The following is a 12,494-nucleotide window of genomic DNA, read 5'->3' on the forward strand; positions in this document are numbered from 1 at the left end:
TATTTTGACCGGCCGGTCCGCCGCGTAGAGTGGAGGGTCGGCCCTCCTGCGGAGCCTGCCCAGGCTGAACAGCGCAGCAGCGTCCCGTCGGCAATTCCCCCGATTTCGCGGTCACCGGTCAGCCACTTCGACGCAGCGGCGGCGGACGAGTGGTCCTGCCCGAGCACCACCGACACCACAGGAGAACCTGCATGATCTCGAACAACACGCTCACCGCGCCCACGGCCCGCCAGCCCGTCAAGACCCTCCGCGAGAAGGCGGCCACCAGCTTCAACGCCGCGCTCGCCGCGGTTCTGGTCGCCGGTCTCGAGGAGGCGCTCGCCGCGGGCGACCACCCGAGGGCGATCAATCTGATCAACCGGGGCTTCGCCGAGGGCAGTCCGCAGCTGGGCTGCGACCTGCTGTGCCGGGCCATGGCGGTCGTCGGCACCGCCCGGACCTGGACCGTGCAGCTCGCACCGTTGACCAAGGTCGAAACACGCTCCGCCCCGTAGGCGACTACTGCCGGTTGCGTCGCTCCGCCCTCGTGCCACCGACCGGGACAGCGCGTACAGTGACCTTGCTCCGGCGTTTTCGCACGCCCCTCACCGCACCCTCGGGAGCACCATGCCTCTGACACCAGCCGACATTCACAACCGGGAGTTCGGGAAGTCGTCGCTGGGCCGGCGTGGCTACGACGAGGAAGAGGTCGACTCGCTTCTCGACGACGTCACCCGCGAGATGATCAGGCTGCTGGAGGAGAACGACGCCCTGCGTGGCCGGCTCGACGCCGCGCCGCCGCCCCGCCGGCCGGACATGTCCGGCCGGGCCGTCGCCGAAGAGTTGTCCGCGGTGACGGCCGCGCTCGACCGGGCGCACCGCGGGTACGAGCAGGCCGAGCATCGGGCCCGGCTCGCGCGGCGTCAGCTCGACGAGGCCTACCGATCCGTCGCCGCCGCCCCGCCGGCCGTTGACGAAGGGGCGCCCTCGGAAATGGTGCTGGGAATGGCGCAGCGGACAGCCGACAACTACCTGCGCGAGGCTCACGAGAAATCCCGCGTGTTGCTCGCCGAAGCGCGCGAGCAGGCCGAACGCGCGCAGGACGAAGCGCGGCGGCTGGCCGACGACATCGATCTGAAGGCTCACCGTCAGCATGACGAGGCGGCGGCCCAGCTGGTGACCAGGCGCAACGATCTCCTGCAGGAGATGGAAGAGCTCACGCGATTCGCCGCGGACTACCATGCCGCTCTGGAACGCCATCTGCACCGGCAGGGCCAGCTGATCGACGGCACCGCCGAAGCGTAAAGGCCCCCCGGGCACCCTTGCGATTATTGGCGTCCATCAATGCGCAGCGGAAAAGTGAAAAGTGCTCTCGGGCCGGATCGCGCCTGCCTCAGCCTTCGACGTGTGGGATCGTTGCTGATGGATGTCCGATCTTGCCGGGAGTGCTGTGCTCGAGGTGCGTCTGCTGGGACCGGTGGAACTCTGGGCCGGGGAACGACCGCTGCCGGTCGGGGAACCGCGCCAGCGCGCGGTGCTGGCCGCGCTGGCCTGCGAGGCCGGCCGGGTGGTCACCGCCGAGACGCTGATCGACCGCGTGTGGGGCGAGGCCGTGCCGGCCAAGGCCCGGCACGCGTTGCAGTCGCATCTGGCGCGGGTACGGGGTGCGTTGCGACGCGGCGGCGGCGACCCGCTGGTCCGGCGGTCCGGCGGCTACCTGCTCGACGTTCCGGCGGAGCACGTCGACCTGCTCCGGTTCCGCGCTCGTGGATCAGGCGGACGGGGACGCCGGGCTGCTGCGTGAGGCCGTCCGGCTGTGGCGCGGCGAAACGCTGGCCGGGCTGGCCGGCGAGTGGGCCTCCTCGATGCGTGCCGCCTGGGACACCGAACGCCTGCTGGCGGTCGTGGCCTGGGCCGGCGCCGAACTCGAGGCCGGCGACCCGGCCGCGGTGATCGGACCGCTCGGCGCGACCGGCGAGCGACGGCACCTTGTCGAGGTAGGCGAGCGCGTCGGCCCGGCCGGCGACGTCGGCCACGTTCTCGTACGCCGGGTGGCGCCCGAGTTCCGCGGCCGAGCGATGGGGGTGGCCGCCTCGGGCCTGGTGGTCAGCCAGGGCCTCGGCTTCCTGGCCGCCGGTGGCGCCGTGGAGGCCGTACTGCCCCCGGCGACAGTGGTCGGACTGAGCGGTCTGCTCGGCACGGCGGCTGTCCTGGCTGTCCGGTTCGCACGGGTTCCGGCTGAGTCGTCGCACAGCTGACGACTCAGCCGTCGCCCGGGCGGAGGGCTGAGAGAAGGTGGTCGATCCGGTCGACGATCGCGCCGATCTGATCGTCGTCGGGGCGGCCCGCGAGAGGGCGCTCGATGGCGGCGCGATACAGCGCGATGCTGCGGTTGAGCTGCTCGGCCTCCTGGCTCAGGCGGAGTTGGTCGGCCGAGTGGTGGCGGCGCCCGAGCAGGACGGCGCCGATGGCGACCCAGCCGAGCAGATGCAGGCACAGCCACACGATCGGCGACCGCAGGGCCTCGGCCCCGGTGACCTTCGCCGCCGCGGCGAGCGGAACGAGCAGGTGCAGCAGGGCGCCGGCGCCCACGATCGGGCCGAGCGCGGGGAATCGGCGGGCTGAACGCCGCATGTGCGTCTCCTCAGGATCAAGTTCGGGGAGCCGTCCCCACGATGCGGCCGGTCCGGCACGGGCCGAGCACCAACCGGGCACGGGGTGGGCACGGGCCCCGACCGGTCGCGACAATGCAGCGGTGACAGTCAGCGCTCCGGTGAGGTTCGGCATCCTGGGCCCGGCCCTGGCGCGATCCGCCGACGGCCGGATCGTGCCGATCGGGGGCCCGCGTCTGCGCGCGCTGTTCGCCCTGCTGCTCGCCCACGCCGGCCAGGCCGTCCCGGTCGAGCGGCTCATCGACGGCGTGTACGGGGACCAGCCGCCGGACGGCGCCGTCAACGCCCTGCGCTCGCAGGTGGCCCGGCTGCGCGGGCTCGTCGGCGACGCCGTGTCGCCGGACCCGGCCGGCTACCGGTACGCGGGCGACCCCGACGACGTCGATCTTCACCGGTTCGAGCGGCTGGCCCGCGCCGGGCGCGGCGCTCTGGATTCCGGCGAGAGCGCCCGGGCGGCGGCCGTGCTTCGTGAGGCGCTCGGTCTGTGGCGTGGGCCCGCCCTGGCCGACGTCGGCCCGGCGTCGTTCGCCGGGCCGCTCATCGTCCGGTTGGAGGAGCTCCGGATGACCGCGCTGGCGGACCGCATCGACGCCGACCTGCGGTGCGGTGACGCCCGGCAACTCGTGCCCGAGCTGCTCGAGCTGGTGGCCGCCCATCCACTGCGCGAGCGGCTGCACGCCCAGCTCGTCAGCGCGCTGGCCCGGGCCGGACGCCCGGCCGAGGCGCTGGCCGCCTACGCCGACGCGCGGCGGATCCTGGCCGACGAACTGGGCGCCGACCCGTCACCCGCCCTCACCGCCGCCTATCTGGACGTGTTGCGCGGGCAGACAGCGGATGCCCCCGCTGACCCGCCCTTGAAGGGGGCCCCGAGGACGTTGCCGGCGACCGTCGCCGACTTCACCGGCCGTGACGCCGACCTGACCGCGATCCGGCGCGCGCTGGGCGGGCAGCCCGCCGGCGGCCGGCTGGCCGTCCCGATCGTCGCGATCGCGGGCCGGGCCGGGATGGGCAAGACGACCCTCGCCGTGCACGCCGCGCACGGGTTGACCGACCGGTTTCCCGACGGTCAGCTCTTCGCCGGACTGCACGCCGGCGGTCCGCGTCCGGTCGACGCGGGGGCGATTCTCGAGCGCTTCCTGCGCATGCTCGGTGTGCACGGCAATGACATCCCGGGCGCCGTCGACGACCGGGCGGCGCTGTTCCGCAGCCTGCTGGCCGACCGCCGGGTGCTGATCGTGCTCGACGACGTCGGGAGCGAGCAGGACGTGCTGCCGCTGCTGCCGGGCAGCACGTCGTGCGCGGTCCTGGTCACCAGCCGGCGCCGGTTGGCCGGACTCGCCGCGGCCACCGTGCTCGAGCTGGGCCGGTTCTCCCCGGAACAGTCGATCGAGCTGCTGGGCCGGGTGGTCGGCGGTGACCGGGTCGGTCAGGAGGCCGCCGTCGCCCGCACCCTGGCCGAACAGTGCGGGTACCTGCCTCTGGCGCTGCGTATCGCCGGGGCACGGCTGGCGTTGCGTCCGCATTGGACCGTGCGGCAGATGGCTGTGCGACTGACGGACGAGGAACGCCGGCTCGACGAGCTCGTCCACGGGGGGATGGCGATCGGGGCCAGCATCAGCCTCAACCACGATGCGCTCAGCGCGCCCGCCCGCCGGTTGTTCCGGCTGCTGGCTGTCCTGGACGCGCATGTCTACTCGGGCTGGACAGCGGCGGCTCTGCTCGGCGTGTCGCTCGACACGGCCCAGGAGGCGCTGGACGAGCTGGTCGACGCGCAACTCGTCCAGCCGATCCTGCCCGGTCACGGCCTGCTCACCCAGTACCGCTTCCACGACCTGGTCCGGGGTTTCGCCCGGCAGCGGCTGGCTGCCGACGAGTCGCCGGGCGAGGCCGAGGCCGCTCTGATCCGCATGCTGGACGCCGTGCTGGCGCTGACCCGCGCCGCCACCGGGCCGCAGATGGCGGGCGAGGTGTTGTCCGACCAGGGCCGAGCCCAGGCCTGGTCGCCACCGCCGGTGCTGCTGGAAGCCGTGACCGCGGACCCGACGGCCTGGCTGGAACAGGAGCGCCCGGGCATCGTCGCCGCCGTCCACCAGGCGTCGCGGGCCGGGCTGTCCGAACAGTGTCATGGCCTGGCCGAGGCCGTCCAGCCGTTCCTGAGCCTGCGCGCCTACCGCGACGACGCCCGGTCCGTGCTGACCGTCGCGCTCGACACCGCTCGGCGGGCCGGCGACCGGCGGGGTGAGGCCGTGATGCTGTTCAGCCTGCGGATGGATGTGGCCGACGTGCACGACCAGGACGCCGCCCTGCGCGACCTCACCCGGGCCGAGACCCTCTTCCGGCAGCTCGACGATCGGCCGGGAGTCGCCGTCGCGCTGCGGGCGCAGGCCTTCGTGGCGTACCGGTACGGACGGACCGCCACGGCCGTGCGCTTGTTCTCGTCGGCCTTGGAGATGGCGCAGGCGCTCGGCCACGACGGCGAGGCCGCGTACATCCTCCAGATACAGGCCGCGATCCACCTGCTGCACGGGGAGGCCGGCACCGCGTTGGTGCTGCTGGCGGAGGCGCTCGACGCCGCGCGGGCGAGCAACAAGCCCAGGGTGCTGGCCCAGGTGCTGTACCGGACCGGTCAGGCCCACCTGGAAGTCGGTGACCGCGAATCGGCCGCCGGCGTGCTCCGGGACGCCCTCGCTGTTGCCCGCGCGACCGGCGATGCCTCCGGCGAGGCCCACATCCTGGTCGAGCAGGTCCGGGCCGAGCTGTGGCCGGAGGCGCCGGAGGCCGCGGCCTCGTTGCTGGTGGCGGCCCGGGAGCGGGCAGTGGCTGCCCGCGACGCGCTCGCCGAGGGCCATGTGCTGACCGCCTCGGCCGAATTGGCGAGTGCCGGGCACGACCATGCGGGTGCAGCCCGGCTTCTGGGGGAGGCCGCCGCGAAATTCCGGTCGGTCGGCAGCCTGGTGAACGAGGCCCGTGCGCTCATGGCGCTGGGCGACGCACAGCAGGCCGGCGGCGATCAGGAGGCGGCCGCCGCCACCCGGGCTCAGGCTGCCGTACTCATCGACCGGACCGAGCCCGCCATCGCCGTACGCCTGCGGAGCGGCCCGGACCGGCGATGAGGCCGCCTCAGGCGGCGGCGTTCAGCAGGTCCAGCGCGGAGTGCTGGCAGGCGTGGGCGCTGGGAACGAAGGGGCCGGCCCAGTGGATGCCGTACTCGTCGAGGCTGTTGCGGTTGTGGGTGAAGGCCGACGTGGCCTGTCGCTGCAGGTACCCGTCGTACACCCCGCCCAGCGCGTCGTTGAGGACACCCAGCCCGCGCGCGTACTCGCCCTTCCACGACGGCTGGTCGCCCTGGCAGCTCTCGCCCTCGCCCGGTTCCCGCAGGATGCCGCCGTTGTTCAGGGCGGAGTGCGTGGTCGAGGCGTCGCCGATGCGCCGGGCCGTGGCGAGCGCGGCCGCGTCGCCGGTGGCCCGGTTCAGCTGCACCAGCGCGTTCATCAGCACGCCGGAGTTGTAGGTGAGCGGCCCGCTGGTGCCGCGGCAGGTCTCGAGGCTGATCCGGTCGATCACGATGTTGCCCGTGGTCAGCATGCCGGTGCCCGCGAACCAGGACCAGCCGGTGCGGGCCCGGTCGCGGTAGACGGTGTCACCGGCCAGGCGCTGCGCCAGTTCCGCGTTGAGTTGGATGTACAGGCTGTTGGCGATGGCCACCTTGCTGCTGCGGTCGGTCTTCCACCAGACGCCCCCGCCGCAGGTGTTGTCCCAGTAGGCGTGCATGTGGTCGGCGTCGGCGCGGGCCGTGCTGAGATAGCGGCTGTCGCCGGTCAGGTCGTAGGCGGCCACCCAGGCCAGCCCCCACCAGCCCGTGTCGTCCAGGTACTCGTTGCGGAACTGGCCCTGACGGCTGGTGATCTGCTTGTCGTACGTGGTGGCGATCGCGTACCGGTAGCTGTCCATGCCCGAGACGCGGATGTTGCCGATCAGGGCGGTCAGCGCGTTGGCGCTGGTCCACCAGGCGTTGCCGTCGAACAGGCCGGTGTTCTGGTCGTAGCGCATCATCAGCGCGGTGGCCGCCGCCCGGCTGCGGTCGGCCGCGTTCCACGTGCTGCGGGCCCACGCGGTGCAGGCGACCTCGGGCCGGTCGCCGGCCTTGCCGCACGCGCGCAGGGCGCCGACGCCCCGGTTCACCCAGTCGTCGACGTTGACCATCGTGGTGCGGGTCTGGATGGCGCCGGCGGGCACGGCGGTGGCGCCCAGCCGGCTGCCGGAGGACCAGCCGCGGCCGCCGTCGAACGACCGGTCCAGCCACACCTCGTCGCCGGCCCGGCCGCCGGCCAGCGAGGCCCATCCCATCGAGTCGGCGTCGTCGAGATGCAGGGCGAAGGTGCGCCCGTACAGGGTGCTGCTCACCGGCGTGCGGTCGCCGCCGGCCAGGGCGGCATCGCGGCCGTCGCAGTAGCGGTTGCAGACGGTGGCCGCGGCAGCCGGGCTCGCGCCCGCCACCACGAGCACCCCGGCCGTGACGGCCGCGGCTGTTCCCGCGGCCACTATTTTGCCCCAGCGCACCGACATGACTCACCCCTGACGCTCAGGTGTTGCTGACACCGTGCGTCAGGATTGTCCACCGCCGCTCGGCTTCCGGGGAGCGGCGACGCATTTATTTACATCAATCTATAAAGAACCCGTGCTGATGAGCTGGACCAGCTCGCCGGTCACCTCGGCCGGGCGTTCGATGTGGGGCGAGTGGCCGCAGTTCTCGTAGACGACCTCGCGGAAACGGCCGCCGTTCTCCGCGTACCGCTGCAGCACGGCCCGGGTCTGCCCGACCATCGGCTGCGGCGGGCAGGCGTCGTCGCCGGGCCAGCCCGGCACCGCGCCGATCGAGCCCAGATAGGCCAGGTCGAACAGGGACGTGTCGGAGACGATGGCGTCCCGGTCACCGCGGACCCACACGATCGGCGGCTTCGAGCCCGCGCCGACGAGGGCCTCGGCCACGTTGAAGTGGTTGGGCGCCATGGTGTTGAGCACGCCCCGGTCGCCCGGCCCCATTCCGGGCCAGCTCGGCGCCGCCTTGGCGTCGCCGGGGTAGTTGTCGTCGCCGATCGCGGTGCTCAGCACGGTGTCGAGCAGCAGTTCCTCGTCCGCGCCGAGGGACGCCGGGTCGGCCACGTACGCCGACCGCAGCACGGACAGCGGGCTGGTCGGCGCCTCGGCGCTGCGGTCGCCGGCCTGGATGCGAGCGACGAAGTCCGGGTTGGCGGCGCCACCCCCGGTGCCCGCGAAGTCGGCCGTGGTCGGGTTCCCGTCGAGGTCGCGGGTGCCGCCGAAGCCGTACGGGCTCACCGGCGCCTCCAGCAGCACGGCCGAGAACCGGCCCGGGTGGTCGGCCAGCAGGTGCATCGCCACGCCGGCGCCCATCGAGTGCGCGACCAGCACGACCGGGCCCTCCCGCGGGAACACTTCACGGTCGTCGAGCAGCGCGGCCACGTCGTCGGCGAAGTCGCGCAGACCCCGGGTCGCGTCGACCGGCGCGGTCTCGCTGCGGCCGTAGCCCCGCAGATCCGGAGCGACGACGCGAACGCCGTCGGGCAGCCGCCGGACCAGCGGCGCCCAGAAGTCGGCGGACGAGCAGTTGCCGTGCACCAGCAGCACCGGCGTCCCGTCGGCCGGACCGCCGACGAGCACGTTCTGGGTGATGCCACGGGCCTGCACACGCATGTCACGGGTCTGCATCGGCTGATCCTGACACATCGGCGGGCGGGCCCGGGGCGCGACCGTCGAAGCGTGCCGGAAGCCGGCCGGCCGGCTCCCATCCCGGAACAGGAGAGCTAGATTCGGATCATGACGACGACGCGGGTGGTAGCGCTCGACCTGACCGGCCGGAAGGCGCTGGTCACCGGCGCCGGGGGCGGGATCGGGCTGGCCTGCGCCACGCGGCTGGCCGCGGCCGGGGCCGAGGTGCTGGTCGTCGACATCGACGGTGCCGCAGCCGGGGCAGCGGCGGCCGCCGTGGGCGGCCGTGCCGTGGTGGCTGATCTGTCCGATCGCTCGGTTGTCGAGACCTTCGAGGCCGACGTCGACGTGCTGGTCAACAACGCCGGGCTCCAGTTCGTCGCGCCGCTGCCCGAGTTCCCGCCGGAGCGCTTCGCCTACCTGCAACGGGTCATGGTCGAGGCGCCGTTCCGGCTGGTACGCCGGGTGCTGCCGCACATGTACGACCGGGGCTGGGGCCGGGTCGTCAACATCTCGTCGGTGCACGGCCTGATCGCCTCGCCGTACAAGTCGGCCTACGTGACGGCCAAGCACGGTCTCGAGGGCCTCTCCAAGACCGTCGCGCTCGAGGGCGCCGGTCGCGGCGTCACGTCCAACTGCGTCAACCCGGCCTTCGTGCGCACCGCGCTGGTCGAGAAGCAGATCGCCGACCAGGCTGCGGCCCACGGCATCGATGAGTCCGAGGTGATCGAGAAAATCATGCTCGACCGTATGGCGATCAAGCGGCTGATCACCCCGGAGGAGGTGGCCGAGCTGGTGGCGTACCTCTGCACGCCCGCGGCCGACCTCATCACGGGCGCCTCGATCGCGCTCGACGGCGGCTGGACGGCCCACTGATGGACGAGTTCGACGTCGACGTGGACGGCGGCCGGCTGCGGGTGTGCCGCTGGCCCGGCGACGGGCCGGTGGTGCTGGCCGCGCACGGCATCACCGCGAACGCGCTGTCCTTCGCGGCGCTCGCCGCGGCGCTCGCCGGCCGGGTCCAGCTGGTCGCCCCCGACCTGCGCGGGCGGGCCCGCAGCAGTGGGTTGCCCGGCCCGTACGGCATGGCCGCGCACGCCGCCGACCTGATCGCCGTGGCCGACCATCTCGGGCTGGAGCGCGTGGCGCTGGCCGGGCACTCGATGGGCGGCTTCGTGGTTGCCGCGACGGCCGCTGCCCACCCCGGCCGCGTCACCGGCGTGCTGCTGATCGACAGCGGCGTCGGCCTGACCGTGCCCCCGGCCGCCGACATCGACGAGGTGCTGCTGGCCGTCATCGGCCCGGCCATGCGGCGGCTGGACATGACGTTCGCCGACGAGCAGACCTACCTGGACTTCTTCCGCGCGCACCCGGCGCTGCACGACGGGTGGTCACCGGCGGTCGCCGCCTACGTCCGGCGCGACCTGGCCGGCACACCTCCGCACCTGCGTTCGTCCTGCGCGATCGAGGCTGTCCGCGCCGACGCCACCGACACGCTCATCGACCGGGTAACGGTGGAGGCCGTGCACCGGTTGCCCGCCCCGGCCCGGCTGATGTGGGCCGAGCGGGGGCTGCAGAACGAGAAGCCGGGCCTGTACGACGAGAGCCGCCTCGCCGCAGCCGGCCTCGACCCGGCCCGGATCGCCGTCGAGCACGTGCCCGGCGTCAACCACTACTCCATCCTGTTCGACCCCCGCGCCGCCGCCGTGGTGGCCGACCGGCTGGTGGAGCTGGCCACCGGCCCGTAGAGCCGGCCGGCGGAATCAGGCCGAGCCGCGCAGCACCAGCCGGGTCGGCAGGATGACGGACGTACGGTCCTGGCCGGCGATCAGGGCGAGCAGCATCCGGGTCATCTCCTTGCCCAGGGCCTGGATCGACTGGTGGACCGTGGTCAGGGGCGGGTCGGTCCGCTCGGCGATCCCCAGATTGTCGAAGCCGACCACGGCCACGTCGCCCGGCACCGAGCGGCCGGCCTCGGTCAGCACCCGCAGGGCCCCGGCCGCCATGTTGTCGCTGGCGGTGAACACCGCGTCGAGGTCGGGGTGGCTGTCCAGCAGGGTTCTCATCGCCGCGGCGCCGCCGGCCTCGGTGAAGTCGCCCTCGACCACGCCGTGCGGGGTCAGGCCGGCCATGACCATCGCCTCGCGGTAGCCCCGGTAGCGGGCGTCGCCGGCCTCGCTGCCGAGCACACCGCGGATGGTGGCGATGCGGGTGCGGCCCAGGCCGACGAGATGCTCGGTGGCGAGCCGGGCCCCGCCGAGGTTGTCCGAGTCGACGTACCACTGCGGCTCGAAATGGGACGGCCGGCCGCCGTACACCGCGGGAAGCCCGGCCTGGCTCACGATGCGGTTCAGCGGGTCGTCCTCGCTCATGGCCATGAGCATGATGCCGTCGACACCACGGGTGCGCAGCAGGTTCGTCAGCCGCGACCGGCCCCGGCCCGAGCTCGCCAGGCACAGCAGCAGGTGCAGGTCGGTGTCCTCGAGCACCGAGGACACCCCGACGATGATCTGGGCGTAGAACGGGTCGGCGAACAGCTCGGGATCGTCGTGGGAGACCGCCAGGGCGACGATGCCCGTCTGCCGGGTGGCCAGGGCGCGGGCCGTGCGGTTGGGCAGGTAGCCCATCTCCTTGATGGCTCTCTCGACGGCCTCGCGGGTGGCCCGGCTGACGTGCGGAGCCTGGTTGATGACCCGCGACGCGGCCGATCGGGACACTCCGGCCCGCTCGGCCACCTCGTCCAGAGTGGGCTGCCGCCGCGGTGTCGCTGCTGCCATCTCGCTGCCGGGTCCTTTCCGTCCGCCGGGGACTCCGGCGCGGCTCGATGATATCGACCGCCGCCGACGTGTCGACGAGTCGTCCCGAGCCTGGAAGCGCTCTCGGAGATTTCCGGAGCTGGGGGTGCGCCTATTTTCCCGTAGTCGGCGCACACTCTTGACTTTCCCAGCGCGGATGCCGAGCATTTGTATCGACCTGCATGGATGCCTATAACCGGGAGCGCTTCCAGTATTTCGTACGAGCGTGGCGGTCGACGGCCCCGACGTCACCGCACACGCCTTCCCCCATGAGGAGACCCGCCGATGAAACGCCTGCTCCGTCCCCGCACGTTCGCCGCCGCGCTGGCGCTGGTGGTGCCCGCCGTCCTGCTCGGCGCCCCGGCCGCCCACGCCGACCCCGTGAGCCAGACCAGCGGGTTCTATGTGAACCCCCAGTCCAGCCCGGCGGCGTGGGTGGCCGCCAACCCCAACGACGGCCGGGCCGGCGCCATCCGCAGTCAGATCGCGCAGCGGCCGATGGCCAGCTGGTTCGGCAACTGGAGCGGCGACATCTCCCGCACGGTCGGCAGCTACGTCGGGGCCGCGGACGCGGTCGACAAGCTGCCCGTCCTGGTGGCCTACAACATCCCCGGCCGTGACGCCTGTGGTGGCCACTCGGGTGGGGGCGCCGGCAGCGTCGCCGCCTACGACTCGTGGATCGCCGCCTTCGCCTCGTCCATCGGCAACCGCCCCGCCGTGGTCGTGCTCGAGCCCGACTCGCTGGGCGACTTCAGCTGCATGAACCAGACCCAGATCAACGACCGGGTGGGCATGCTCTCGCGCGCTGTCGGCCAGTTCCGCTCCAAGGCGCCCAACACCTGGGCGTACCTCGACGCGGGCAACCCGGGCTGGGTCGACGCCACCACGATGGCGCAGCGCCTCAACCAGGCCGGCGCGGCCAACGCCCGCGGCTTCGCGCTGAACGTGTCGAACTACTTCCCCACCGGCGACAACACCAACTACGGCAACCGGGTCGCTTCCGCCCTGCGCAACTACGGATACAGCAAGCCCTTCGTGATCGACACCAGCCGCAACGGCAACGGCTCCAACGGCGCCTGGTGCAACCCGGCCGGCCGCCGGATCGGGACGCCGACTCAGCTCGGCGGCGGCGCCGAGATGCTGCTCTGGCTCAAGACGCCGGGCGAGTCCGACGGCAACTGCGGCGTCGGCGCAGGATCCTCCGCCGGACAGTTCCTGCCCGAGGTGGCCTACAAGCTGATCTACGGCTACTGAGGCCGGTCGCGGGCGGCCGGAATTCCCGCCGCCCGTGACCGGCCGGCGCCGGCCGTGGCCCGCGCTG

12 protein-coding genes are annotated in these 12,494 nt (G+C 73.0%); 8 read left to right on the forward strand and 4 right to left on the reverse strand.

Translation table 11 applies throughout. The features are described from left to right. Positions 1-191 precede the first annotated feature (191 nt). The 4 genes from KXC43_RS28505 (at position 192) to KXC43_RS28520 (ending at position 2,237) form a co-directional block, all read left to right on the forward strand. A complete protein-coding gene (locus KXC43_RS28505) occupies positions 192-494 on the forward strand; it encodes a hypothetical protein (RefSeq protein ID WP_221379234.1) in 303 nt (100 codons plus the stop codon). 112 nt (positions 495-606) lie between these two features. Then, complete coding sequence (locus tag KXC43_RS28510) at positions 607-1,284, forward strand: DivIVA domain-containing protein (protein ID WP_221379235.1); 678 nt, start codon at positions 607-609, stop codon at positions 1,282-1,284. A 121-nt stretch (positions 1,285-1,405) separates the two neighbouring features. Beyond that, positions 1,406-1,783: an AfsR/SARP family transcriptional regulator gene (locus tag KXC43_RS28515; protein ID WP_221379236.1), complete on the forward strand. Its 378-nt coding sequence runs from the start codon at positions 1,406-1,408 to the stop codon at positions 1,781-1,783. Beyond that, the gene (locus tag KXC43_RS28520; protein ID WP_221379237.1) at positions 1,746-2,237 is read left to right on the forward strand and encodes a BTAD domain-containing putative transcriptional regulator; all 492 of its coding nucleotides are present in this window, start codon (positions 1,746-1,748) and stop codon (positions 2,235-2,237) included. The genes KXC43_RS28515 and KXC43_RS28520 overlap by 38 nt, the downstream gene beginning before the upstream one ends. A 4-nt stretch (positions 2,238-2,241) precedes the next feature. Here KXC43_RS28520 and KXC43_RS28525 read toward each other — a convergent pair whose 3' ends face one another. Then, the gene (locus KXC43_RS28525) at positions 2,242-2,613 is read right to left on the reverse strand and encodes a hypothetical protein (protein ID WP_221379238.1); all 372 of its coding nucleotides are present in this window, start codon (positions 2,611-2,613) and stop codon (positions 2,242-2,244) included. 121 nt (positions 2,614-2,734) lie between these two features. Between KXC43_RS28525 and KXC43_RS28530 the strand changes: the two genes are divergently transcribed. Continuing rightward, complete coding sequence (locus tag KXC43_RS28530; protein WP_221379239.1) at positions 2,735-5,764, forward strand: AfsR/SARP family transcriptional regulator; 3,030 nt, start codon at positions 2,735-2,737, stop codon at positions 5,762-5,764. A gap of 7 nt (positions 5,765-5,771) precedes the next feature. Here KXC43_RS28530 and KXC43_RS28535 read toward each other — a convergent pair whose 3' ends face one another. Beyond that, complete coding sequence (locus KXC43_RS28535) at positions 5,772-7,217, reverse strand: glycoside hydrolase family 76 protein (protein ID WP_255644939.1); 1,446 nt, start codon at positions 7,215-7,217, stop codon at positions 5,772-5,774. Between the two features lie 99 nt (positions 7,218-7,316). Continuing rightward, positions 7,317-8,378, reverse strand: a complete 1,062-nt coding sequence (locus KXC43_RS28540) for an alpha/beta fold hydrolase (RefSeq protein ID WP_221379240.1) — start codon at positions 8,376-8,378, stop codon at positions 7,317-7,319. 108 nt (positions 8,379-8,486) lie between these two features. Here KXC43_RS28540 and KXC43_RS28545 point away from each other — a divergent pair, with 108 nt between their 5' ends. Both KXC43_RS28545 and KXC43_RS28550 read left to right on the forward strand, forming a co-directional pair. Beyond that, on the forward strand, positions 8,487-9,254 hold the full coding sequence (locus KXC43_RS28545) for a 3-hydroxybutyrate dehydrogenase (protein WP_221379241.1): 768 nt from the start codon (positions 8,487-8,489) through the stop codon (positions 9,252-9,254). Then, positions 9,254-10,126 carry an alpha/beta fold hydrolase gene (locus KXC43_RS28550; RefSeq protein ID WP_221379242.1) on the forward strand — a complete coding sequence of 291 codons (873 nt, stop codon included), beginning with the start codon at positions 9,254-9,256 and terminating at the stop codon, positions 10,124-10,126. The genes KXC43_RS28545 and KXC43_RS28550 overlap by 1 nt, the downstream gene beginning before the upstream one ends. A 15-nt stretch (positions 10,127-10,141) precedes the next feature. On the opposite strand, the gene KXC43_RS28555 is transcribed toward KXC43_RS28550, so the two are convergent. Further along, complete coding sequence (locus KXC43_RS28555; RefSeq protein WP_221379243.1) at positions 10,142-11,155, reverse strand: LacI family DNA-binding transcriptional regulator; 1,014 nt, start codon at positions 11,153-11,155, stop codon at positions 10,142-10,144. Between the two features lie 303 nt (positions 11,156-11,458). Here KXC43_RS28555 and KXC43_RS28560 point away from each other — a divergent pair, with 303 nt between their 5' ends. After that, positions 11,459-12,427, forward strand: coding sequence for a glycoside hydrolase family 6 protein (locus KXC43_RS28560; protein ID WP_221379244.1), 969 nt, complete (start codon positions 11,459-11,461; stop codon positions 12,425-12,427). Positions 12,428-12,494: the final 67 nt, after the last annotated feature.

This window comes from Paractinoplanes polyasparticus (assembly GCF_019710575.1).
GTDB classification, from domain to species: domain Bacteria; phylum Actinomycetota; class Actinomycetes; order Mycobacteriales; family Micromonosporaceae; genus Actinoplanes; species Actinoplanes polyasparticus.